This is a genomic window from Amycolatopsis orientalis DSM 43388, assembly GCF_000411975.1.
GTDB lineage: Bacteria > Actinomycetota > Actinomycetes > Mycobacteriales > Pseudonocardiaceae > Amycolatopsis > Amycolatopsis orientalis_D.
Genome location: NZ_ASXG01000094.1, coordinates 111,329 through 133,404, shown reverse-complemented (window position 1 = coordinate 133,404; position 22,076 = coordinate 111,329). Strand labels below are relative to the sequence as shown.

Below are 22,076 nucleotides of genomic sequence, written 5' to 3'. Positions count from 1 at the left end.
AAACACGGCGCGGGGGTGCTTGTCAAGGCACGCTTTCCCGCCTTGACAAGCACCCCCGCGCCGTAGTCACAATCAGCTTCGGGGTGCCCCCACGCCACTCACCGAGACGCAATGTCGCCGCCAGGCGACGAGCCGATCAATGCTTCTCGTGAATCAACGGCCAAGGCGAAGGAAACACATCCACCGGCACCTTCACCACCGCAGGCCGCTTCGCCGCGATCGCCGCGGCCACGTGCTTCTCCACCGCCGCGGCATCCTCCGCCAACGCGTACTCCAGCCCGAACGCCCGGGTGAGCAATTCGAAATCCGGATTGGTCAAATCCGACCCGATGAACCGGCCGCCGTAAGTGTCCCGCTGGATCCGCCACACATTCCCGAACCGGGAATCCTCGAACAACACCGTCACCAGCGGAATCCCGTACTTCTTGGTGGTCGCGAACTCCTGCATCGACCACCCGATCCCGCCGTCCCCGGTGACCGCGACAACGGGCCGCCCGCCCGACCCCACCGCCGCCCCCAGCGCGGTGGGCATCGCATACCCCAGCGTCCCCTGATACCCCGGCCACACGTAAGACCGCGGCGCTCGCACCGGAAACCCGTACGTCGACACATATCCGATCTGCGTCAACTCATTGACGAAGATGCCGTCGTCCGGCAGGGCCGCCCGGATCGCGTCCACGAACTCCATCTGCGGCCCGGCCTGCTTCCGGATCCGGCTCTCGCAGTCCGCCCGGAGCCGGGCCAGTTCGGCACCCCAGGCAGTACGCGGCGAGATCCGTTCCACCAACGCCTCCAGCACCGCCACCGCATCGGCATTCACCGCCAGATCCGGGTTCCGAGGCGCCCGAAGGTCGGCCGCGTCGATATTGACCAGCGCCAGCCGCGCGTCGCCGATGTTCAACTGCTGCCCGAACGGCGTCAGGAACCGGCTGCCGAACGACACCACCAGGTCCGCGGTGGACCGCAGTTCCCACAACGCGAACGCGGGCAACGCATGCGGATCCCGGGCGTCGATCGCCCCGCGTCCGTTCTCGCTCATCACCACCGGCGCGTCCAGCAGTTCGGCGAGCCGAGCCAGCACCTTGAACGCACGCGGATCCCGCATCCCGCCGCCGACGTGGAGCACCGGCCGCTTCGCAGCGGCCAGCAACCGCACCAGCTCGGCGACCTCCCGTTCCGGCGCCTCCGGTTCCCGCACCCCGAACGGTTCCCCCGGTTTGAGATCCGCGACCGCGTGCAGCAGGTCCGGCCCCAGTTCGAGCGCGACCGGCCGCGGCCGCCCAGTGCGCATCTGCCGGAACCCTTCGTGGACCAGGTCCGGAATCTCCTCGACCCGCTTCGGCCGCGCCGACCATTTCGTGAGCCCCTGGACCGTGTCCGTCTGCCGGGGGATCTCGTGCAGCGCCCCGAGACCGGACCCGACGAGCGGCGACGGAATCGTCCCGGCCAGCAGCATCACCTGCGAGGAGCAGGCGTACGCCGTTGCCATGCCGGCACCCGCGTTCAGCACGCCAGGGCCGGGCACGACCATCGCGACGCCCGGCCGCCCGGACGCGCGGTAGTAGCCGTCCGCCATGTAGCTGGTCGCCTGCTCGTGCCGCGGGACGACCAGTTCCAGCTCGTCGCGCTTGCGGTACATGCCGTCGGTGAGCCCGTCCAGCTGGACCCCGGGAATCCCGAAGACCGTGTCGACGCCCTCGCTGATGAGCGCCCTGGCGAGCGCGTCACCGCCTGTCATCTGTGCCATGCGGATCCCTCTCGTCAAATGTCTATAATGAATATAGATCAAATCTCGGGCAGCTGGCAACGGAAGAGGCGAGCATGACTCTCGAAGGACAGGTGCAGGCCTACGCCGACCGGCTCGGGCGGCCGGTCATCGTGTTCGACGTCGACTTCACGGTGATCGCGTTCAGCGTGCACGACCAGGACGTCGACCACGCCCGGCTGGCGATCATCCTGTCCCACAAAGGATCTTCGCGCGCCCGGGAGTCCATCCGGGACTACCGGGTCGGCCAGGCGCGCGAACCGGTGCGGATCCCGCCGCTCGACGGAGGGCAGTCGCGGCTCGTCGCGCCGGTCCGGCACGAGGGACGGCTCGTCGGCTACCTCTCCTCGACGATTCCGGAGAACGACGAGTCCGCCTACGAGGACGACGACGAACTGCGCGAACGCCGGGAGCAGATCGGCCTGCTCCTGGCCGCGATGGCGTTGGGCAACCGGGAGGACGAGGACCGCGCGCGCCGCCTGCTCGCCGCGCTTCTCGAAGGCAACGACGACCAGCGCGTCCGAGCCGCCGACGAACTGCTCGCGAGCGGACTGCTCTCGCCGGTTCCGCACTACACCGTCATCTCGATCGCGCCCCCGCCGCGCGCGGAGCCCAGTTCGGCGACACTCCGGCTCGTGCTGGACCGGGCGTTGTCGAGCATCCCGGTGTTCCCCACGCTGAAAGCCGTCGGCGCGGTGCTCGGCAGCGAAGCCGTCTTGCTGGTGCCGTACGAAATCGACACCGAACGGCTGGCCAACCTTCTTGCCCAGCCTGCCTTTTCCGCTCTGCGCGCCGGAGTCGGCGGGGCGCACGCGCCGTTGTCCGGCGTGCACCGGTCGCTGCGCGAAGCCCGGATCGCCTTGCGCGGCGGCGACGTCGGCCGCGTGGTCCACTGGCCGGAGTTGGGATTGGACCGGCTGCTGCTGCAACTCCCACTCGACGAGCTTGATGTCTCAGATCTGCCCGACGCCGTACGACGACTCCTCGACGCGCAGTCCGGACCGGATCTCGCGCAGACCCTGGAGACCTACCTCGATTGCGGCTGCGACGCCCAGCGCACCGCGCAGATCCTGCACGTCCACCGCAGCACGCTCTACTACCGGCTGGACCGCGTGCGCGCAGTCGCCGGCGTCGATCTCGCCGACGGGAGGGTCCGCCGGGAACTCCACACCGGGCTGCGGGTCGCGACGCTCGCCGGTCTGCGCTAGCCGCAACCCCTCCAATTGACTATATTCAATGTAAACTTTTACGGAAAGGTCCCGCATGAACGCACTGCTGACCACCGTCTCGGCCGCCGAAGACCGCGGGCGGCCGATCCTGGACGCCGCGACGCGGGAAGTCGTCGGCCACGCCCCGGTGCACACGGTCGACCAGCTGAACGCCGCGATCGCCGCCGCCGCCGCGGCACAACCGCCGTGGGCCGCTCTCGGCCACGCAGAACGTTCGCGAATCCTGCACGTCATCGCGGACGATCTCGACGCGCACGCCGAAGAACTCGGCGAGATCATCACCGCGGAACAAGGCAAGGCCGGGGGCGCCGGCGAGGCGCACGGAGCCGCGCATTGGCTCCGGGCCGCGGCGGACACGGTGCTCGAACCGCAGCCGCTGCCCGACGGCGCGGAACAGCACTACGTGCCGCTGGGGGTCGTCGCGTCGATCGGCCCGTGGAACTTCCCGGTGATGATCGCGGTGTGGCACGTCGCGCCGGCACTGCGCATGGGAAACACCGTGGTGCTCAAGCCGTCGGAGAACACGCCGCTGAGCGTGCTCGCGCTCGCGGAGATCTTCCGCCGCCATCTCCCCGCGGACGTGCTGACCGCGGTCTCCGGCGATCGGGAGGTCGGCGCCGCGCTGGCCGCGCATCCGCGGATCGCCAAGATCGTGTTCACCGGCTCGACGGCGACCGGCCGCCGGATCGTCGAAAGCTCGGCGGGCAACCTCGCGCGGCTCACCCTGGAACTGGGCGGGAACGACGCGGCGATCGTGCTGCCCGGCACGGACGTGGACGCGGTCGCCGACAAGTTGTTCTGGGCGGCTTTCATGAACACCGGCCAGGTGTGTGCCGCGCTCAAACGGCTTTACGTGCACGAGTCGATGTACGACGACGTCGTCTCCGCGCTGGCCGAACGCGCCGAGAAGGCGCCGATCGGTCCGGGGCGGGACAAGGCGAACCGGCTCGGGCCGGTGCAGAATCCCGCGCAGTTCGAGATCGTCTCCCGGCTCGTGGAGGAAGCCCGGGCGCGCGGTGCCCGCATCGTCACCGGCGGCAGGCCGGCACCCGAACTGGGGCCGCTGTTCTACCTGCCGACAATCATCGCGGACGTCGAGGACGGTGCCGCGGTGGTCGACGAGGAGCAGTTCGGGCCGGTGCTGCCGGTGCTCCGGTACTCCGACGTGGACGACGCGGTGCGCCGGGCCAACGGCACCGACCAGGGACTGGGCGCCTCGGTGTGGGGTCCCGACGCGGGCGAGGCCGACGCGGTGGCGCGGCGGCTCGACGCGGGCACGGTGTGGATCAACCAGCACGGCGGCGTCGACCCGGCGATCCCCTTCGGCGGGACGAAGGCATCGGGCTACGGGCTGGAGTTCGGGGTGGAAGGCCTGAAAGCCATGGCAGCCAGCAAAATCATCCGCCGCTGAGACTTCCGGAAACCAGTGAAGGCCTCCTCGAGGGATTTCCTCGAGGAGGCCTTCACCGTGGGCCGGGGGTCAAGCGCCGCGAAGCTTTTCCCACAACTCGGCCGCGGCCGCCCGGTCGGGCGGAGCACCTCGCCACACCACAGTCTGGTCCTGCCGCACCAACGTGACGGGGCAGAGATATTCGGCGGGCAGGGTGTCCGCCTCAACGACCGCGAGCGGGATGCGTCGGTGCGCCGCTTCCCCGGCCAGCACGGAGGTATCGACTCCACGACGCGCGATCACGGTGTATCCGGCGGAAAAATGGTCGTACAGCGAGGATCCGTCCGCCAGCGTGAAGTGCGGGGCCCGGCAACCAGGCACCGTGGACGGGGTGTAACTGCCCATTGTGTAGCCCGGCGCTTCTTCGCCGTCGTAGGCAATGATCGGCGAATCGTGATACGCGTACCCGTAATTCAGTCCAGCAGCGGCGAACTGCGGCTCGTTCAGCTCCCGTACCGCGGCCCCGAACGACGACCGAGCGGCTTCTCCGGCCGGGGTGTCGTCCTCCAGTTCCGCGGGGAGTCCGGGCCGGGCGAGCTTGCGCTGGTGGTTCATCGCGAAGTGCGACACCTGTTCGGTGATCGGCCGCCGTTCGGCTTCGTAGGCGTCCAGGATCCCGTCCTCGGCCCAGCCGGCGAGGCGAGCGCCGAGCAGCCAGGTCAGGTTGAGCACGTCCGCGATGCCCGCGTTCATCCCGAATCCGGCGAACGGCACCCACAGGTGCGAAGCGTCCCCGGCGAGGAACACCCGCCGGTCGCGGAACCGGTCGGCGAGCAGCCGGCGAGCCACCCAGTCCTCTTTGGACACAATGGTGTACTCGAACGCCTCGTCCACCCCGAGGATCGCGCGGATCGCCTCGTCCCGGTCGACGGCTTCTTCCGCCGACGACAGGTAGGTGTGCACGAGAAAGGTTTCGATGCCGTCGATTGCGTACACGTGTCCGACACGGCGCGAGTTGAAGGTGTAGTACCCCCACGCCCGCGGTTCGTCGGCGGACATCAGCGAGTACAGCTTCGGCGCGCGGATGCACGTGGACTGCACGTGCTGCAGCACTGGATCGCCGCTGAGCTTCGCGCCGATCTGCTTGCGCACTGCCGAACGGCCGCCGTCCGCGCCGATGAAGTACCGAGCACGCAGAGTCCGCTCGCCCGCCGCATCGGACACTAGCGCGGACACGGCCGCTTCGTCTTGGCGCACCGAATGGAACCGGGTGCGGTTGAGCAGCGTCACGCCGGGGGCGGCAGCGGCGTTCCGGGCGAGAATCGGTTCCAGGAAGGTCTGGTTGATCCGGTGCGGCGGCTCCGGCGTCGCCCAGCTCGTGTCGGGACCGACGCGCGAGGTGTACCGCTCCCCGCTCGCCGGGATCGGGATGCGGGAGAGTTCCCGCCCGGTCAGCGAGGTCCGGAACGCGACGTCCTGCGGGTAGTCGCGCGGCAGTCCGGCGGCGCGCACCTCCGCGGCGATCCCGAGCCGCCGGAAGCTTTCCATGGTGCGCGAGGCGACGTGATTGCACTTGACGTTCGGCGGTTCGAGAAATTCCCGCTCCTCGACGACGATCACCGACACCCCGCGGCTGCTCAGATCCAAAGCGGCGACCAGGCCGACCGGACCGGCCCCGACGACGATGACGTCCGCGTCCATGGTTTCTCCGTTCAGCACGGCATTCCTTGTGCGACCACGCCGAGGTGCTCGGTCATCAGCCGGCGGGCGGCGTCCTCGTCCCGGTCCTCGATGGCCTGGAGGATGCGCCGGTGCGCCTCGACCGCCCGGGTCGCCCGCTCGGCGTTGGTGTGCACGGCATACACGCTTTCCCGCGGCCGGTTCAGCGCGCCGACTGACGCGGCGATCGCCGGATTTCCGCTGAGCAAGCCGAGCCGGGCGTGGAATTCCAGCGAGAGCGGGTTGTACCGGCTGGCGTCGTGGACGTGTTTCTCCGATTCCTCGACCAGGTCCCGCAATTGCGCCACCTGGTCGTCGGACGCGGCGCGGGCGGCGAGCGCGGCGGCCGCGGGTTCGACCGCGTGCTGCGCTTCCAGCAGCTGTTCGGCGCGCATGCCGTGCAAATGCAGTTGAATGGAGAGCGAATCGGCGATCCGGCCGATGTCCGCCTCCGCTTCTTCCGCCGTGCTGAGTTCGCGGTATTCGCCGGACCAGTACAGCAGCGGCTGCCCGGTGCCGCCGCCGGCGGAAACGACTTCGCCGACGAGGATGATGTGGTCGCCGCCGCTCAGCATCGTGTGCACAGTGCAGTCGAACCAGCTCAGCGCGCCGGTGACGACGGGCGCGCCGGTGGCCTCGGAGTGGGTCTCGACCTCGTCGAACCGTTCCTTGCTCCGGCCGCGCCCGCGTCGCGCGAAGCACGCGGAAACGTCTTGCTGATGGCGGCCGAGCACGTTGATCGCGAAGACTCCGCTCGCCCGGATCTCGTCGAGGATCGGGCTGTGCGAATTGATCGAGACGGTGACCAGAAGCGGGTTCAGCGAAAGGGAAACGAACGAAGTCGCGGTGATCCCGTAAAGGTGTCCGTCGAGCGCGGTCGTCACCACCGTGACGCCGGAAGCGAATCGCCCGGCGGCCTGGCGGAAACTGTCGATCCGTTGCTGGTCGGAGGTCATGCGGTTCACCTCGCTTCGTCCGGAACGCCGAGATGCCGGAACTCGTAGACGTCCAAAGTGGTCTCCCCGGACCGAAGACGGTCCAGATAGGACTCTTCCTTCGCCGCACGGGCCCGGGACGCGGCCAGCACCCGGTCGTACTCGTCCGCCGGGAACACCACGATCCCGTCCCGGTCGGCCACGACGACGTCGCCGCGGCGAATCACCCGGCCGCGCAAGGTGATCGGGCGGCCGACGGTGCCGGGCCAGTTCTTGATCGTGCCGCGGATCGAGATCGCCGTGCTGAAGGCCGGGAATTCGAGCGACGCGAGTTGCTGGGTATCGCGCACCCCGCCGTCGATGACCAGGCCGGTGATGCCGCGCGCTTGCGCGGCGACCGCCATCACCTCGCCCCAGTACCCGAACGGCGCGCCACCGGCGTCGACCACGAGTACGTCCCCAGCGCCGGCCGCTTCGATCCCGTGATGCAACGCGAGGTTGTCGCCGATTTGCGCGGTTACCGGAACCGCGCGGCCGACCAGCTGCGCGCCGTCCCAGGCGGGCCGGAACGCGGGGTCCAGGAAGCAGTCGAGTCCGGACGCCTCGTACAGAGTGGCCGTGCCGAGCGTCAGCAGTTCCTTGGCGTCTTCGGCCAGCGTGGTCATGCGTCCGCCCGCTGCAGATCGTGGTAGCCGTACTTCGCCCGGGCTTCGGCGATTGTCGCGCCGCCGAGCGCCGCGGCGAGAATCGCTTCCTCCCGAGCCTGGATCATCTCGGCCACCTCCAGCACTTCGTCCTCGCAGTCGCGCGGGATCGCCACGACGCCGTCCGAGTCGCCGAGCAGCAGGTCGCCATGCCGGACGGTCACGCCGCCGATGGTCACTGGGCCGCGTTCCTCCGCCACCTCGACGCGGTCCTTGCCGGTGCGCATGAAGCGGCCGCGGCTGTAGATCGGGTAGCCGATGGACAGCGCGCGGTGCGTGTCGCGGCAGACCCCTTCGATGACCGTGCCTGAGATACCGCGTTGGTGCGCTACTGCGGTCAGGATGTCGCCCCACACCGTGCAGTCGACCCGGCCGTCGTTGTCGAGCACGATCACCTGGCCTGGTTCGACCTGATCGATGAAGTCGCCGACGGTGCCGGCGGGCACCTGCGCGCTGACGTACCGCACGGTGAACGCGCGGCCGACCATGCGCTGTCCGTCCGCGAGGGGGGCGAGACCGAGCAGGCTGCCCGGGCGCTTCAGCTTGTCGAGGGCGTCGGAGACCGTCGCGGTGCCGAGCCCGGCGAACCGGTCCAGGAGAGACATCAGCGCTCCTCCGCAGTGACTGAAGGGAATTGGGAATCGTGCATGACTTCTTGCACGTCGCGGCCGGACCGGACCGCTTCCGCCATCCGGGCTTCCCGGTCGGCGATCCGCTGTGCGAGCCCGACGATGCGTGCGGCCTCGCCGGCGGCGACGAACACGACGCCGTTGACATCCGCGAGCACGAAGTCCTGCGGCGCGACTGAAATACCCGCGATCTGGATCCGCGAGTCCATCGCGGCCTGCACGATGCGGCCCCGCGCGCTGACCGGAACGGCCGTGCGAGCGAAGACCGGGAGCTTGAGAGCTTCGCTCTCCTGGACGTCGCGGCAGGCGCCGTCCACGATGACGCCGACCACCCCGCGCCGGACCGCCGCCTCGGCCAGCAGCCCGCCCCAGCACGAGACGTCCGTGCGACCGTGGTTGTCGATCACCACGACGTCGTCCGGCTCGGTGATCGCGACCAGCGGAGTGGCGATGTGTGTCGCCGGGCCGGCGGTCGCTTTGGGAGCGGCGGTAACCGTGCGCACACGACCGGCGAGAACCGTGCCGACGGGCCACATCGGCTTCAACGCGGTGACCGCGCCGGGCAGGCCGAGCGTGTCCAGGGCGTCGGACACCGCGCAGCTGTCGAGCCCGCGCAGTGCGGTGATGATCTCTTCGGGAGACATAGTCACTTCCGTTCCCAGGTAAGGAAACCCATCGCGTTGCCGGTGCCTGCTTCGGTCCGGTAGCACGGCTCGTAGTCCACGCTCGTCGCGGTCAGACCGGCCTCGTCGGCGATCCCGGCGACCGCGATCCAGTTGCGCAGCTCCGAGGAACCGGACTGCATCTCGGAAGCGGGCACGGAAGCGAGGTAGTCCGCGTCGTGGTCGCGCAGCGCCTGGAGGAATTCCTGGTCCAGCTTCTCGTCGATCACGAAGTGGCTGAGCCCGCCCGAAGCGACGACGCCGACGCGCAGGTCGCCGGGGAACGACCGGATCGCTCGGGCGACCGCGCGCCCGAAGTCGTAACAGCGTTTGGCGCCCGGCGGATTCGGCTCCCAGAAGGTGTTGATGAAGATCGGCACCATCGGCAGCTTCGATTCCTGGCCGAGAAAGCGCTGGTAGATGAACCCGAAGCCGTGCGGGATGGTGTGGTTTTCATAGCGGCCGGCCGGGACGACCTCGGTGGCGCCGGTGTCGAAGTCCTCGGCCTGGGTGGACTGGATGAGGTGCTTGCCGAGCGCTCGGTGCGTGGGCCGCATGATCGTGCGGTCCGGGACGTCGCCGGTCGCGGCCTCGGCCAGGCCGGGAGCCATCGCATCGAGCTGCGCTTGGGTGAACGGCACGTGCGCGACCTCGTCGCCCCAGAACACCGAGAACGGGGCGAGCCATTCGTCGCCGTAGGTTTCCTTGTGGTCGCTGGAGACGATGACGAGCACGTCGACGTCCTGGGCCTTGATGAAGTCCGCGAGCCGGTCCATCGACCGCTGGCAGCTTTCCCAGCGACGCGCCATCACGTCGGGAGCGATCTCCTTCGAGAAGTCCTCCCGCAGCGCGCGCAGCTCGTCGTAGCTGTAGGTCTCGCCGCGGAACTTCAACCCCTTGCTGGCGCGGTCCGCGGTCGCCCGGATCTCCCAGGCGTGCGGCGGCGGCGCCTTCAGCTGCGGTCCGTGCGAAGTGCCGAATCCGGCGACGATCTCCGTCATGATCCTCCCCCTCAGAGCTGGAAGAGCGCGCGGGCGTTGTTCTCGAGGACGTCGGCGCGCTCCTTCTCGCCGAGCCAGGCGATGTCGTCGATGAGCAGGTGGATGTCGTCGAACCAGCGGCCGGTCTCCGGGTCGATCTGCGAGCCGGTGCCGGGTTTCTCCGAGCCGAACAGCACCCGGTCGGTGCCGACGACCTTCATCAGCAGCTCCAGGCTGTCCTGGGTGTAGAGGCACGAGTCGAAGTGCAGCCGGCGCAGTTTGTCCAGATAGGACACCCCGGTGCGCACCACCGACGGCAGGAACCGGCCCACCTGGTACGGAATCGCGCCGCCGCCGTGCGAGACGATCACCTTGAGTTCCGGGAAGTCCTTCAGCACGGTCGAGTTCACGAGGCTCCACACCGCGACGGTTTCTTCCTGGATGAAGTGCAGGCTGTACGGCTCGCGCGCGGGCGGCTTGCACCCGGCCGCGTGCAGCAATACCGGCACGTCGAGTTCGCACAGCACTTCGTACACCGGGTACCAGTACCGGTCGCCGAGCGCGAGCGGGGTTTCCGTGCCCTCGTACGGATCGGTGTTGAGCATCGCGCCGACGAAGCCGAGTTCGGTCACCGTGCGGCGCAGTTCGGCGGTCCAGTCCCGCGGCGTCAGGTCCGGGCTCTGCGGGAGTCCGGCGACCCCCTTGAACCGGCCGGGGAACAACTCGGTCGTGCGGTGGATGAGGTTGTTGGTCTCCTCGGTGAACCACTGCACGAGCTTCGCCGGCCGTTCGCTGTGCATCATCTGGAACGGGCGGGGCGAGATCATCTGCAGATCGATCCCGGCACCGTCGAGGTGCGCCAGATGCGAGATGTTCCCGAAGCTCGGGTGCGGGTGGTGGTACGCCGCGGCGAGCGCGTCGTCGCTGATGGCCGGCGGTTTGCCGCCGTGCGCGCCGCGGTGCGACAGCAGCGATGCTTTCCAGGCGTAGTAGGCGTCCGGCGCGGACATGTGACCGTGGACGTCGATGATCACGGGAGGCTCCTTGCGGTTTCAGACGAGCGGCTTGCTGATGAGTTCGTCGACGCGCGCGTCGGTCGCCGACGTGTCGTAGAAGCGCAGCAGCCGCGTCCGGCCCGCGCCGGGGTCGCCGCGGTGCAGGTACTCGTAGAGTTCCTGGCGCATCCCGAAACTCGAGCCGGCGAGTTCCCAGCCGAGCCGGAACAGCCGGGCCTTCTCCGCCGCGCCGATGTCGTGGCCGCGCATGTAGCGGTCCAGGAACGGGCGCAGCTCCGGGTTCGCGAGATCGGCCTCGGTGGGCTGCATGATGAGGCCGGACGCGGCGACCTGCCGCAGGATCTGCACCATCCGTGCCGAGAGGTCAGCCGACCAGAAACCGACGCCGTTGGTATTGCTCGGAGCCAGGTGGCCGCCCGGGGTGACGACCGCGTCGGCCTCGGCGCCCTTGATCGCCAGTTCGAGGGTCTGGACGTAGGAGACGAGTTCGCCCAGCTGTTCCTGGATGCCGCGGAAGGCGTCCACGCCGATGGAATGCGCGAGTTTCTTCGCGACCGAGGTGAAGAACTTCATCCGGGCGAGGAACCGGATGTGCGTGCTCTGCAGGCTCCAGACGTTGATCCGGCCGAGGCCCTTGAGCGCGCGCAAGGAGTCGCCGAGCAGGAAGATGCGCTCGCGCGGCAGGAAAACGTCGTCGAAGAACAGCATCGCGTCCTGCTCGTCGTACCGGTTGCCGAGCGGGTGCGAGTGTCCGCTCCCCGGCGCGCCGAGCGGTTCGCGCAGCAGGATCTTCAGGCCCGGCGTGTTCATCGGCAGCGCGAACCAGATGACGAAGTCCTCCGCGCCGCGTGCGGCGGTGACGCCGTTGAGGTACACCAGCACCTCGTGGGAGAAGGGCGCCAGCGTGGCGAGTTGCTTCGCGCCGCGCAGGACCACGCCGTCCTCGCGCTCTTCCACGACGCGCAGCGCGAGGTCCGGGTCGTCGAGCGGGCTGGCGCTGCGGTCGATCTGCGGGTCACCGAGCGCGTGGGTCAGGACGAGGTCGTGTTCCATCGCGAACCGGCGGTATTCCCGGGCGTTCTGGCCGAAACCCACGCGGTTCTGTTCGAGCTCGTCGGCGTAATCGGCGAGCCCGGCGACGACATTCGACATGAAATCAGGCGATCGGCCGAGCTGCCCGAGGCTTTCCCGCATCCACCATTCCGACGCGGCGAATTTGGCGCGCAATTCCTCCGGTGTCTTCGGCAGCGAAAAAGCGTAGCTGACCTCGTTGCCGGTCTCCTCGGACTTGAACAGGGTCGCCTCCCGCGCCTCGGGGGTGGCGAACCGCAGGTCGAGCAGCCGGGCGAACTCGTCGACGGTCGGCTTGAGCGCCGGGTGTTCCGCGACGTTCCCGATGCGCTCGCCGTCGAGCCAGACCTCGCGGCCGTCGTCGAGGCTCTTTGTGAACTGCTCGCCGGTGAGCGCCCCGGTGGCACCGGAAATGTCCATGTACTCCGACTCCTTTGTCTGTGACGGGCCCGCACCGGGCGACGATCCGAATCTAGGGAAATCGCGGCGCCGGGGAATCGGCCCGCTGCGGGAATCTCCGCCCGGGGCGTCCGACACCGTGTCGGAAAGTCCGACGCGGTGTCGGAACCGTTCAGGACTGGATCGTCGGAACCGTCACCCATTGCCAATAGGTGAACTCGTCCAGGTTCCAGTGCCCGCCGTGCCGCCCGCCGTTGCCGGACGCGCCGAGGCCGCCCATCGGGATGTGCGCGGCGTCGTAGATGGTCTGGCCGTTGAGCGCGACCATCCCGGCGCGCAAGCGGGAAGCGAAACCGAGGGCGCGCGCGACGTCGCGGCTGTGGATCGCCGCGGAGAGGCCGTATTCGGTCGCGTTGGCCAGTTCGAGTGCTTCCTCTTCGGTCGAAAACCGGGTTACCGGGGCGACCGGGCCGAAGATCTCGCTTCGGAAAGCCGCGTTGTCCGCGGTTACGCCGTCCAGCACAGTCGGTTGGTAGAACGCACCGTCGTGCGCGGCCCCGTGCACGACCCGTGCTCCGCCGGCGACCGCGGCCTCGACGATGCCGTGCACCCGCTCGGCCTGCTCGGTCGTGATCAGCGGACCGAGCGTCGTCCCCGGCGCCTTCGGGTCGCCGAGCCGCAGTTTCTCCGCGGCCGCTTTGAGCCGTTCGACGTACTCGTCCGCGATGCTTTCGTGGACGAGATGCCGTCCGGTGGCCATGCAGATCTGGCCCTGGTGCCGGAAAGTCCCGCCGGCGCCACCGGCCGCGGCGCGGTCGAGGTCGGCGTCCGCCAGCACGAGGAACGCGTTGTTGCCGCCGAGTTCGAGCACCACCCGCTTGAGCAGGCCGCCCGCGATCTCGCCGACCCGGCGGCCCGCGGCGGACGATCCGGTGAACGAGATCGCGGTGGTGTGCGGCGAACGCACCACCGCCTCGCCGGTCGGCGCGCCGCCGGGCAGGACGTGCAGCACACCGTCGGGCAGACCGGCCCGCGCGAAGATGTGCGCGAGCACCGCACCGCCGGAGAACGCGGTCTTCACGTCCGGCTTGACCAGCACCGCGTTGCCCAGCGCGAGTGCCGGGGCGACCGAGCGGACGGCGAGCATCAACGGCGCGTTCCACGGTGCGATCACGCCGACGACGCCGACCGGGATCCGCCGGGCCAAACCGAGCGTCGTCGGATCCTCGACGGGGAGAAGGTCCCCCTGCGACATCGTGACCAGCCCGGCCGCGGCGATCAGTTCGTCGATCGCCTTGTCGACTTCGTGCTTCGCCTTCGCGGGCAGCGAGCCGCTTTCGCGCACCAGGACGTCCTCGACGTCAGCGCGGAGGTCGCGCAACACTTCCGCGGCCCGGGTGAGGACGTCGGCCCGCTCGCGATACGACGCGCGGCTCCACTCGGCCTGCGCACGCGCGGCACGGGCCCCGGCCCGCTCGACGTCGTGCTGGTCGGCGATGCCCGCCAACCCCACTTTCCCGCCGTCGCCCGGCGAAATCACCGGCTGCGTGCCTCCTCCCCCGGTGCGCCAACCGCCGGAGTAGATCTGCCCGTCTGCCTCGCTGAGATCCCACCGGGCCATCGTCGTCGCCTGCCAATCCTGGTGCGGGTGCGGAGATCGCCGCGATGCTAGGTCGGCGCGAACCCTCGCTTCATCGCCTCGGCGACGCAAATCCCGTGCGGGAGTCTCGACACGGTGTCGGAATCACTGCCACAGCCGGTCGTTCACGCGGATCTCGATCAACCGAGGCCCGTCGTCCGGTCCCGGGTCCTCGGCGAGAGCAGCCCGCAACCCCTCGGCTCCGTCGACCGTCGTCGCCTTGATGCCGAACGCCATCGCCAGCGCTGAGATCTCCACTCCGCTGATGTCGGTGAGGGGACAGTCGGCTCGCTCGCCTCCGCTTTTCCGCAGACCGGCGACCACGGCTTGGTACTTTCCGTTGTTCACCACGAGATACGTCACCGGCAGCCGGTGGCGTACCACGGTCCAGAACGCGGGCACGCCGAACTGGACCACCCCGTCGCCGACCACCGCGAACACGCGCTCGCGCCGCGCCATGGCGACACCGGCCGCGGCGCCCATTCCCCAGCCGAGCGATCCGCTCGCGGTGGCGAACAGCGAATCCGCCCGCGTGCGCCGGAGGAAGCGCAGCAACGGCAGCGTCGAGGTGACCGCGTCGAGGACCAGCAGGCGTTCCCCGCCGACGACGTCCGCGACGGTGCGCATCGCCAGCGCGGCGCTGAACTCCCCGTCCCACGGAACTTCGGCTTCCCAACGGGCGCGCCGGTCCTCGCTGTCCTTCCGTACTCGCACAAGCCACTCGCTCCGCGAAGGCGCGCACTCCGGGCGAATCCCGTCGGCGAGCCCGCGCAGCGCCGCTGCGGTGTCGCCCACCACCGCGCCAGCAGGGACGTACCGGCGGCCCGGCTCGGCAGCGTCCTCGGAGAGATGCAGGATCGGCACGCCGGGCGGCAGCGCCGGGACCTCCGCCGAGAACTCCAACGGGGTCGGCATGCCCGCCAGCACCAGCAGGTCTGCCTCCGCCAGCAACGGCGCACGGGGCTCGAACAATCCGGCGCAGAGCGGATGATCCGTGCGGAAGGACCACCGTTCGAGGTCTCGCCGGGACTCCACGAACACCGGTGCGCCGAGCCGCTCGGCCAAACGCGCCAAGTCCGCCTCGGCCCGGCGCCGGGCGACGTCCGATCCCGCGACGACCACCGGCCGCCGCGCCGCGTCGAGCAGCGCGCTCGCGTGCCGGACCGCGTCCGCGGCCGGGCCTTGCCGCGCACCCGAGCGGACCGGAGGCGCGACGCTGGAATCGGCGGTCAGATGGTCCTGCGGGATCGTGAGGATCGCCGGCTGCTCCGGAACGACCGTGGTGTGCCACAGCGTCCGGCTGACATCTTCCAGCAGGTCCTCGGCCCGGAGGTTCTGCCAGGCGTGGCCTACGTACGGAGCGGCCGTTTCGAGCAGCCGCGGCGAGGTCGTCAACGCGCGGTGCGGGAGCGTCGCCGTTCCCTTGATGCCCGCGAGGATCGCGACGCTGCTGCGCGCGACCTGCGCCGCATACAGATGTGCCAGGCCGTTCGCGACGCCCACATTCGTGTGCAGGTAGGCGACGCCGATCCGGCCGGAGGCGCGGGCGTAACCGTCGGCCATGGACACCGAGATCGCTTCGTGGGTGGTCAGCACGAACTCGGGTGCGCCGCGCGTGGTGGCAAGAGCGTCGAGCACCGGTATCTCGCTGGTGCCGGGACAGCAGAAAACGTACTCGACTCCCCACTGCGCCAACGTTTCCAGCAACCGCGCGGCAGCCGTCATGTCGTCTCCTCACCGCCTCGACGGCCCCGCACGTTACGCAGCCCGCCGGGCCGGGCGCTCCGACGCGGCGCCGGAAGAAACCGGGCGGACTGTGCGACACGGTGTCGAGATCGGAGTAGGTTGCGGTCTCGGCACCGGCGAAAGGCAAGGCGGCACAATGACTTCTGCCCGGCACGACGGAGACACCTGGGACCTGGCGTCCAGCGTCGGCGCGACCGCGACGATGGCCGCGGCGGCGCGGGCGATCGCGACCCGCGAGGACGACACGCTGTTCTCGGACCGGTTCGCCGAACCGCTCGTACGCGCTGTCGGCATCGACCTGCTCGCCAAACTGGCTTCCGGCCAGACGGCGGCGGGCGATCTGGTCGGGCGGATCTGGATCGACGCGGCGAAGATCCGCGGCAAGTTCTACGACGAGTTCTTCCTCGCCGCGTCGCGCGCGGGCATCGCTCAGGCGGTGATCCTGGCGTCCGGATTGGACTCCCGCGCCTACCGGCTGCCCTGGCCGGCCGGAACGGTGGTGTACGAGATCGACCAGGCGCCGGTGGTCGAGTTCAAGGCCCGCACGCTGGCCGAACTGGGCGCCGAGCCCACCGCCGAGCGGCGGCCGGTCGCGGTCGACCTGCGCGACGACTGGCCCTCAGCCCTGCGTGCCGCCGGGTTCGCCCCGGAGCGGCCGAAAACCGGCCCACCCCGCGTCCCGGCGACGAGGACAAGACGAAGGCACGCCTCGACCGCATCTCCGCACAATGGCGCGGCGAGGGCTTCGACACCGACATGACGAAGCTGCGCTACTTCGGCGAGCGCAACGAGGCGGCTCCGTACCTGGCCGGGCTCGGCTGGACGGTGGAGGGGAGCACGGTCCGGGAACTGCTCGCGGCCAATGGCCTGCCGCCGCTGGGAGACGACGATCTGCGCATGGGCGACCTTCGGTACCTCAGCGGCATCTTGGCCTGACGCGGCGACGTCAGTGGTCAAGCTGTCACCGCTGGTCACAGCCGCGCGAAGCCCCTTTGTGATGGTCATCACGAGCCATACCGCGAGTATGCGCCGCACTCACGCGAATCCCGAGCACAGCCACCGATCCCGAAGGGTTTTCCGGTTCGGCCCACGGCCGGCGCAGGTCAACAGAAGATAACGGTTTCATGGAGATCCGGGCGTTACGAGCGAGGATCTGCGTGTGCTCGCCCCCGCCGACCAGGTTCGTTTCGCCTTCGAGCCGCTGTACAGCCTCTACAGCGGCTCGGTCGTCGCAGTCGAAGCGGTCGGGCATCCGGCGGCCGGATGGGTCCAGGACCTTCTCGACGTCGCGGGCGACCAGGCTCAGCTGATCGACGCCGACCTCGACCTCGCGGCCCGCGCGGCCGCCGCGGCCGGCCAGACCGCGACCGGGGTCTCCCTGCATCTCAACCTGAGCGCCGCCACCGCCAGTGCCCCCGCCGAGCGGTTCATCCCGCTGCTGCAGACCCTGGAACGCACCGGCCGCCGTCCCGCCGACGTCGTGCTGGAAGTCACCGCTCCGCTCGCCCTCCCGAATCCGGGCACCCTGCTGCGGGGCCTGCACCGGCTGCACGACCTGGGCTTCCGGCTGGCCTTCGACCGGCTCGGCGCCGCCGGCCTGCCGATGAACCTGCTCGCCGAAGCGCCGATCGAAATGCTCAAACTGGACCGCGCGACGCTGAGCCGGCTCCCGGCGAACGCGGCGACCGTCGCGCTCGTCGAAGCGCTCGTGCAGTTCGCCGCGCAAACCGATCTGCGGATCGTCGCGACCGGGATCGAGAACGACACGGAACTCGATGTCGCCCGGCGCTCGGGAATCCGGCTGGTGCAAGGGAATCTGTTCGCCACCGCCGCTCCCGAGCGGGTGCTGCCGACGGCCGAACGCGGCGACCAGCCGGGCACCATGGTGGTCTCGCCCGCCGCCGGACTGCGGATCCAGGAATTCCTCCGCCCGGCCAGAACCCTGCCGGACGACGCGACGTGCGACGACGTCCACGCGATCCTGTCCGCCGAGCACGCGCCGAAGGCGATCGTCGGGCTCGACCAGCAGGCGCGTCCGCAGTGGACGATCGACCGGATGCGGTTCCTGCTCGCGGTCACCGGCCGGTACGGGCACGCGCTGTACTCCGGGAAACCCGCGGCGAAACTGGCCGGCCCGCCGCGGCTGGTCCGGATCGACACCGGAACCCGCGAGCTGCTGGAACTCATCGCCGACGGCGGGGCCGAGCACAGCGGCGACGACCTCGTCGTGACCGACGCGTCCGGCCGGTACCAGGGCGTGGTGCGGCCGAACGAGGTGATGCGCCGGATGGCCGCGGTGAAGGTCGAGGCCGCGGTCGCGCTCAACCCGCTCACCCGGCTGCCCGGCAGCGACGCGATCGCCCAGGACGTCGCCCGCCGGGCCGGAGCCGGACGGCCGTTCGTCGTGGCCTGGCTGGACATCGACCACTTCAAACGGCTCAACGACACCGCCGGGTTCGCCGCGGGCGACGACCTGATCCGCGCCATCGGCCGGGCGCTTACCGACCAGGCCCGGCGGCTCGGCGACGTCACGGTCGGCCACGTCGGCGGCGACGATTTCCTGGTCGTGTGCGGCGTCGAGGACATCACGTCCCTCGCCGACGCGGTCCTCGGCCGGCACTGGTCCGCCGACGGCGTGCCGGTCACGCTCTCGCTGGCGAGCATCGTCCAGACCGGCGCCTCGGCGGGCACGTACCGCGAGAGCGCACGGCTGCTGGCGCCGTTGAAGAAGCAGGCCAAGGGAATCCAGGGATCGAGCTGGGTCAACAGCTGGCCAGGAGCCGGACGGGCGCAGATTCTCCGCGGCGGCAAGGAAACTCACGGCCAGGCGCCGATGCTGATCTCTCAGCAGTAGCCCGGAACCAGCCGCCGAACGCCCCCTTCGCGACAGCCAGCGCCGCTGAGACGGACCCGCCGTCGGCCAGCAGTCAGCACTCCGGCAATTCCGCCGCGGTCAGCAACGCATGCAGCCGCCCGAGCCGCGGCCGCATCTCCGGATCGAGTTGATCGACCAGCACCGCGCAGCCGACGAGCTCCGCGCCCGCCTCGGCCACCAGGTCGCGCACGGCCAGCGCCTGGCTGCCAGTCTCGATCCAGTCGTCCGCCAGCAGCACCCGGTCCCGGTTCGAAAGCGCCGCCCGCTGCATCCGCAGGACCTGCCGGATCCCCCGGTAGTCCGGGTCGGTTTCCCGAGTCAGCTTCTCGCCGGGGAACAGCCCGGCGGCCTTCCGCACCGCGGCGAACCCGACGCCCAGTTCCAGCGCGACGGCACCGCCGAGCAGGAAGCCCCGCGATTCGATCCCGCACACCGCGGTCACGCCCGCGTCCCGGAACGGCTCGGCCAGCGCCTTCACCACCTCGGCGAACGCCGCGCCGTCCCGGAAAACCGGCCAGAGGTCAGCATGTCCGCCGGCCCAGCGGAACCGGTCCAGCAGAAGAGCACGGGTCATGCGGCGATCCTGGCCGCTCGCCCGGTGCCGGGGCGAGCGGTTTTCCCGGCCGTCACCGGGCGAGCCGGGCGCGGGCCTCCGCCGTCCGCGGCGCGAACAGATTCACCAGGTTGCCGTCCGGGTCGCGGAACAGCAGCGAACGGTTGCCCCACGGCATCGTCGTCGGCTCCTGCACGACCTCCGCCAGCAGCGGACGAAGCCGCGCGAACTCCCGGTCCACGTCCTCGACCAGGAACTCCAGGATGACGGTCCGGTTCTCCTCCGGCACCGCCGCGCCAGCGCTGAACAGCGCCATCGTCTCGGCGCTGCCGATCGCCAGAGTCGCCGTGTCGCCGACGAACTCGGCGAACTGCTTCGCCGGCCGGCTCGCCGCCAGGCCGGTCACCTGCTCGTAGAAGGACGTCAGACGGTCGACGTCACCAGTGATGATTCGGACGGAAGTCAACTGCACGGCCACATTCCTCTCTGGTTGCCTGGCGGCCACGCTAAGAGCAATAGTGGACAGGACCCGCCCGGTATTGCGAGAATTCCCGGCATGACCCGGCCGATCGCCCGCGTGCTGGCGCTGCTGGAGATCCTCCAGCGCGGCGGCACCCGGACCGTCGCCGAACTCGCCGGGCGGCTGGACGTCGACGAGCGCACCGTCCGCCGGTACGTCGAGCACCTGCTCGACCTGGACATCCCGGTCCGCTCCGTGCGCGGCCGCTACGGCGGGTACCGCCTCGCGCCCGGGTACCGGATGCCGCCGCTGATGCTCACCGACGAGGAGGCGCTCGCGGTCCTGCTCGGACTGGTCGCGGGCCGGCGCGCGGGGCTGGTCACCACGTCGGTCGCGGCCGCGGAGAGCGCGGCCGCGAAGGTCCGCCGGGTGCTGCCCGAAGCGCTGGGCCGCCGGCTCGACGCGTTGCTGGAGGTCGCCGACTTCACGGCGCCGGCCCGTGCGTCGCTCACCGCCGAGGCAGAAGTGCTTCTCACGGTCGCCGAGGCAGCGCGCGACCAGCGGCCGATCAAACTCGCCTACACCGCGGCGCACGGCCGGAGCAGCGAACGCGTCGTCGAGCCGTACGGGGTCGTGGCCCATTCCGGCCGTTGGTATCTCACCGGCTTCGACGCAAGTGCCGGACAGGTGCGCACGTTCCGCGTCGACCGGATCGAGCGGGCCGAACCGCAGGACGGAACCTTCCGCACCCCAGCGGATTTCGACCCCACGGACCAGGTGCTCACCGGGATCGCCGAAGCACCGCACCGGCACGAGGTATCAGTGCGCATCCGCGCGACCGCGGACGAGATCCGCACGGTGTTCCCGCCGTCCATCGCCGTTCTCGAAGCGGACGACTCGTGGGTCCGCGCGCGAATCCGGGCCGAACGCCTCGACTGGATCCCGCCGCGGCTGGCCGCCCTCGACCGGCCGTTCGTCATCGAGCGGCCGGACGAGCTCCGCGACCGGATGCGCGCCCTCGCCGACCGGCTGACCGGTTACGCCGGGTCGGACTCCAACGCGACATCCAGCAACGCGCCCAGCTCATTGAGCTGAGCCGCGGAAAGCCGGCTGAACGACTTTTTCACCACGACGTCCACGACTTCCTGCCCCGCCGCCCGCAGCTGTTCGCCCTTCTCCGTCAGCCGGTGCCGCACCGCCCGGCCCGGCGCCGGCACCCGCTCGATCAGGCCGCGGTCGACCATCCGCGCGGCCAGCGTGCCGAAGGACTGGTCGGTCTGGAACGTCAGCACGGCGAGGTCGTGCAGCGACGCCTCCGGGTGATTGGCCAAGTGCCGCAACGTGTCCCACTGCACCAGCGACAGCCCCAGCGGCTGCAGCGCCTGGCTCAGCGCGCGGTGGTGGCGGTGCTGCAGGCGCTTGACGGCGAGTGCGACGTCGGCGTGGCGGTACTTCATGGCCGCGGAGCCTACCCCGGCGAAGCACAGGTTGCTTATCTAAGGTTCTTTATATAAGGTTCCTGATATGACGACTCCTCAGCTCCTCCAGTTCCCCGCCTCCGGCCCGGTCGAGGTCACCGTGCGAGACGACGACCGCACCCAGGCTTTCCTGCTGCTGCACGGCGGAGGCGGCGTCGCGACGATGACCGGGTTCGCCGATCTGCTGGCCGAACGCACCCGCTCGCGAGTCCTGCTGCCCACCCATCCCGGCTTCAACGGCACGCCGAAAGCCGCCGAACTCACCGACGTGACCGCGCTCGCGAAGGCGTACGTCGCGATGCTCGACCACCTCGACGTCTCGAACGTCACCGTGGCCGGCAACTCCTTCGGCGGCTGGCTGGCCGCGGAAATCGCCCTGCTGCGCAGTCCGCGCGTCAGCCGCGCAGTAATCATCGACGGCATCGGCATCGAGGTCGACGGCCATCCGCTCGCCGACGTCCGCGGCAAGACGGTCGCGGAAATCCAGCAGTTCTCGTTCCACGACCCGGCGAAGGCGCCGACTCCGCCGGCCGGCAGCACCGGTCCGAGCCCGGACGTCCTGGCGCTGGTCGGCTACACCGGCCCGACGATGTCCGACCCGACCCTGGCCGAGCGGCTGGCCACCGCGGACCTTCCCGTCCACGTCCTGTGGGGCGAAAGCGACCGCATCGCCGACCCGCAGTACGGCGAGGCCTTCGCCGCCGCGATCCCGGGCGCGACGTTCACCGTGCTTCCTCGCACCGGGCATCTGCCGCAGGTCGAGACTCCGGAGGAACTGCTCGCCGCGCTGGTCGCCCTTGCCGCCTGATCCGCCCCGCTAAGTTGG

At 70.0% G+C, this 22,076-nt stretch carries 21 protein-coding genes; 7 read left to right on the top strand and 14 right to left on the bottom strand.

Features of this window, described 5'->3' with window-relative positions; translation table 11 throughout:
* Nucleotides 1-136 precede the first annotated feature (136 nt).
* Nucleotides 137-1,747 carry a thiamine pyrophosphate-binding protein gene (locus L942_RS19050; protein WP_037362188.1) on the bottom strand — a complete coding sequence of 537 codons (1,611 nt, stop codon included), beginning with the start codon at nt 1,745-1,747 and terminating at the stop codon, nt 137-139.
* A gap of 74 nt (nt 1,748-1,821) precedes the next feature.
* Here L942_RS19050 and L942_RS19045 point away from each other — a divergent pair, with 74 nt between their 5' ends.
* Together L942_RS19045 and L942_RS19040 are read left to right on the top strand one after the other, a co-directional pair.
* Complete coding sequence (locus L942_RS19045; protein ID WP_200862864.1) at nt 1,822-2,973, top strand: PucR family transcriptional regulator; 1,152 nt, start codon at nt 1,822-1,824, stop codon at nt 2,971-2,973.
* A gap of 55 nt (nt 2,974-3,028) precedes the next feature.
* Nucleotides 3,029-4,405 carry an aldehyde dehydrogenase family protein gene (locus tag L942_RS19040; RefSeq protein WP_037362185.1) on the top strand — a complete coding sequence of 459 codons (1,377 nt, stop codon included), beginning with the start codon at nt 3,029-3,031 and terminating at the stop codon, nt 4,403-4,405.
* Between the two features lie 69 nt (nt 4,406-4,474).
* Here the strand turns inward: L942_RS19040 and L942_RS19035 are convergent, their stop codons facing one another.
* The 10 genes from L942_RS19035 to L942_RS18990 all read right to left on the bottom strand — a co-directional run bounded on the left by L942_RS19035 (nt 4,475) and on the right by L942_RS18990 (nt 15,863).
* Nucleotides 4,475-6,103 carry an FAD-dependent monooxygenase gene (locus tag L942_RS19035; protein ID WP_037362182.1) on the bottom strand — a complete coding sequence of 543 codons (1,629 nt, stop codon included), beginning with the start codon at nt 6,101-6,103 and terminating at the stop codon, nt 4,475-4,477.
* Nucleotides 6,097-7,059 (bottom strand): flavin reductase, encoded by a 963-nt coding sequence (locus tag L942_RS19030; protein ID WP_037362219.1) that lies wholly within the window; start codon nt 7,057-7,059, stop codon nt 6,097-6,099. The genes L942_RS19035 and L942_RS19030 overlap by 7 nt, the downstream gene beginning before the upstream one ends.
* 5 nt (nt 7,060-7,064) lie before the next feature.
* The gene (locus tag L942_RS19025) at nt 7,065-7,703 is read right to left on the bottom strand and encodes a 4-carboxy-4-hydroxy-2-oxoadipate aldolase/oxaloacetate decarboxylase (RefSeq protein WP_037362181.1); all 639 of its coding nucleotides are present in this window, start codon (nt 7,701-7,703) and stop codon (nt 7,065-7,067) included.
* Nucleotides 7,700-8,347, bottom strand: coding sequence for an RraA family protein (locus L942_RS19020; RefSeq protein ID WP_037362179.1), 648 nt, complete (start codon nt 8,345-8,347; stop codon nt 7,700-7,702). The genes L942_RS19025 and L942_RS19020 overlap by 4 nt, the downstream gene beginning before the upstream one ends.
* Nucleotides 8,347-9,015, bottom strand: a complete 669-nt coding sequence (locus tag L942_RS19015; protein ID WP_037362176.1) for an RraA family protein — start codon at nt 9,013-9,015, stop codon at nt 8,347-8,349. Before L942_RS19015 ends, L942_RS19020 begins: the two co-directional genes overlap by 1 nt.
* A gap of 2 nt (nt 9,016-9,017) precedes the next feature.
* The gene (locus L942_RS19010) at nt 9,018-10,034 is read right to left on the bottom strand and encodes a hypothetical protein (RefSeq protein WP_037362174.1); all 1,017 of its coding nucleotides are present in this window, start codon (nt 10,032-10,034) and stop codon (nt 9,018-9,020) included.
* Nucleotides 10,035-10,045: 11 nt separating this feature from the next.
* A complete protein-coding gene (locus L942_RS19005) occupies nt 10,046-11,047 on the bottom strand; it encodes an amidohydrolase family protein (protein ID WP_037362171.1) in 1,002 nt (333 codons plus the stop codon).
* 18 nt (nt 11,048-11,065) lie between these two features.
* The gene (locus L942_RS19000; RefSeq protein ID WP_037362169.1) at nt 11,066-12,520 is read right to left on the bottom strand and encodes a 4-hydroxyphenylacetate 3-hydroxylase family protein; all 1,455 of its coding nucleotides are present in this window, start codon (nt 12,518-12,520) and stop codon (nt 11,066-11,068) included.
* A gap of 151 nt (nt 12,521-12,671) precedes the next feature.
* Entirely contained in the window at nt 12,672-14,120 is a 1,449-nt protein-coding gene (locus L942_RS18995) for an aldehyde dehydrogenase family protein (protein WP_037362166.1), read from the bottom strand.
* 123 nt (nt 14,121-14,243) lie between these two features.
* Complete coding sequence (locus L942_RS18990; RefSeq protein WP_037362165.1) at nt 14,244-15,863, bottom strand: thiamine pyrophosphate-binding protein; 1,620 nt, start codon at nt 15,861-15,863, stop codon at nt 14,244-14,246.
* A 157-nt stretch (nt 15,864-16,020) separates the two neighbouring features.
* On the opposite strand from L942_RS18990, the gene L942_RS18985 reads away from it, so the two are divergent.
* The 3 genes from L942_RS18985 to L942_RS18980 all read left to right on the top strand — a co-directional run bounded on the left by L942_RS18985 (nt 16,021) and on the right by L942_RS18980 (nt 18,738).
* Nucleotides 16,021-16,644, top strand: a complete 624-nt coding sequence (locus L942_RS18985) for a class I SAM-dependent methyltransferase (protein ID WP_235079252.1) — start codon at nt 16,021-16,023, stop codon at nt 16,642-16,644.
* A complete protein-coding gene (locus tag L942_RS45460; RefSeq protein WP_235079250.1) occupies nt 16,641-16,820 on the top strand; it encodes a hypothetical protein in 180 nt (59 codons plus the stop codon). Before L942_RS18985 ends, L942_RS45460 begins: the two co-directional genes overlap by 4 nt.
* Before the next feature lie 223 nt (nt 16,821-17,043).
* Nucleotides 17,044-18,738 (top strand): bifunctional diguanylate cyclase/phosphodiesterase, encoded by a 1,695-nt coding sequence (locus L942_RS18980; RefSeq protein ID WP_037362162.1) that lies wholly within the window; start codon nt 17,044-17,046, stop codon nt 18,736-18,738.
* A gap of 73 nt (nt 18,739-18,811) precedes the next feature.
* Here L942_RS18980 and L942_RS18975 read toward each other — a convergent pair whose 3' ends face one another.
* Both L942_RS18975 and L942_RS18970 read right to left on the bottom strand, forming a co-directional pair.
* Nucleotides 18,812-19,333 carry a phosphoribosyltransferase family protein gene (locus L942_RS18975; RefSeq protein ID WP_037362160.1) on the bottom strand — a complete coding sequence of 174 codons (522 nt, stop codon included), beginning with the start codon at nt 19,331-19,333 and terminating at the stop codon, nt 18,812-18,814.
* A 52-nt stretch (nt 19,334-19,385) separates the two neighbouring features.
* Nucleotides 19,386-19,784, bottom strand: a complete 399-nt coding sequence (locus L942_RS18970) for a VOC family protein (protein WP_037362157.1) — start codon at nt 19,782-19,784, stop codon at nt 19,386-19,388.
* 84 nt (nt 19,785-19,868) lie between these two features.
* Between L942_RS18970 and L942_RS18965 the strand changes: the two genes are divergently transcribed.
* On the top strand, nt 19,869-20,867 hold the full coding sequence (locus tag L942_RS18965; RefSeq protein ID WP_037362155.1) for a helix-turn-helix transcriptional regulator: 999 nt from the start codon (nt 19,869-19,871) through the stop codon (nt 20,865-20,867).
* Here the strand turns inward: L942_RS18965 and L942_RS18960 are convergent.
* Nucleotides 20,810-21,229, bottom strand: a complete 420-nt coding sequence (locus L942_RS18960; RefSeq protein ID WP_037362152.1) for a MarR family winged helix-turn-helix transcriptional regulator — start codon at nt 21,227-21,229, stop codon at nt 20,810-20,812. The two genes, L942_RS18965 and L942_RS18960, sit on opposite strands and share 58 nt — an antisense overlap.
* A 67-nt stretch (nt 21,230-21,296) precedes the next feature.
* Here L942_RS18960 and L942_RS18955 point away from each other — a divergent pair, with 67 nt between their 5' ends.
* A complete protein-coding gene (locus L942_RS18955; RefSeq protein WP_037362150.1) occupies nt 21,297-22,058 on the top strand; it encodes an alpha/beta fold hydrolase in 762 nt (253 codons plus the stop codon).
* The last annotated feature ends 18 nt before the right edge of the window (nt 22,059-22,076 follow it).

Excerpts from the sequence above, each read along its gene's own strand:
- L942_RS19050 (WP_037362188.1), bottom strand. The coding sequence starts at position 1,747 with ATGGCACAGATGACAGGCGGTGACGCGCTCGCCAGGGCGCTCATCAGC.
- L942_RS19045 (WP_200862864.1), top strand. The coding sequence starts at position 1,822 with ATGACTCTCGAAGGACAGGTGCAGGCCTACGCCGACCGGCTCGGGCGG.
- L942_RS19040 (WP_037362185.1), top strand. The coding sequence starts at position 3,029 with ATGAACGCACTGCTGACCACCGTCTCGGCCGCCGAAGACCGCGGGCGG.
- L942_RS19030 (WP_037362219.1), bottom strand. The coding sequence starts at position 7,059 with ATGACCTCCGACCAGCAACGGATCGACAGTTTCCGCCAGGCCGCCGGG.
- L942_RS19025 (WP_037362181.1), bottom strand. The coding sequence starts at position 7,703 with ATGACCACGCTGGCCGAAGACGCCAAGGAACTGCTGACGCTCGGCACG.
- L942_RS19020 (WP_037362179.1), bottom strand. The coding sequence starts at position 8,347 with ATGTCTCTCCTGGACCGGTTCGCCGGGCTCGGCACCGCGACGGTCTCC.
- L942_RS19015 (WP_037362176.1), bottom strand. The coding sequence starts at position 9,015 with ATGTCTCCCGAAGAGATCATCACCGCACTGCGCGGGCTCGACAGCTGC.
- L942_RS19010 (WP_037362174.1), bottom strand. The coding sequence starts at position 10,034 with ATGACGGAGATCGTCGCCGGATTCGGCACTTCGCACGGACCGCAGCTG.
- L942_RS19000 (WP_037362169.1), bottom strand. The coding sequence starts at position 12,520 with ATGGACATTTCCGGTGCCACCGGGGCGCTCACCGGCGAGCAGTTCACA.
- L942_RS18995 (WP_037362166.1), bottom strand. The coding sequence starts at position 14,120 with ATGGCCCGGTGGGATCTCAGCGAGGCAGACGGGCAGATCTACTCCGGC.
- L942_RS18990 (WP_037362165.1), bottom strand. The coding sequence starts at position 15,863 with ATGACGGCTGCCGCGCGGTTGCTGGAAACGTTGGCGCAGTGGGGAGTC.
- L942_RS18985 (WP_235079252.1), top strand. The coding sequence starts at position 16,021 with ATGACTTCTGCCCGGCACGACGGAGACACCTGGGACCTGGCGTCCAGC.
- L942_RS45460 (WP_235079250.1), top strand. The coding sequence starts at position 16,641 with ATGACGAAGCTGCGCTACTTCGGCGAGCGCAACGAGGCGGCTCCGTAC.
- L942_RS18975 (WP_037362160.1), bottom strand. The coding sequence starts at position 19,333 with ATGACCCGTGCTCTTCTGCTGGACCGGTTCCGCTGGGCCGGCGGACAT.
- L942_RS18965 (WP_037362155.1), top strand. The coding sequence starts at position 19,869 with ATGACCCGGCCGATCGCCCGCGTGCTGGCGCTGCTGGAGATCCTCCAG.
- L942_RS18960 (WP_037362152.1), bottom strand. The coding sequence starts at position 21,229 with ATGAAGTACCGCCACGCCGACGTCGCACTCGCCGTCAAGCGCCTGCAG.
- L942_RS18955 (WP_037362150.1), top strand. The coding sequence starts at position 21,297 with ATGACGACTCCTCAGCTCCTCCAGTTCCCCGCCTCCGGCCCGGTCGAG.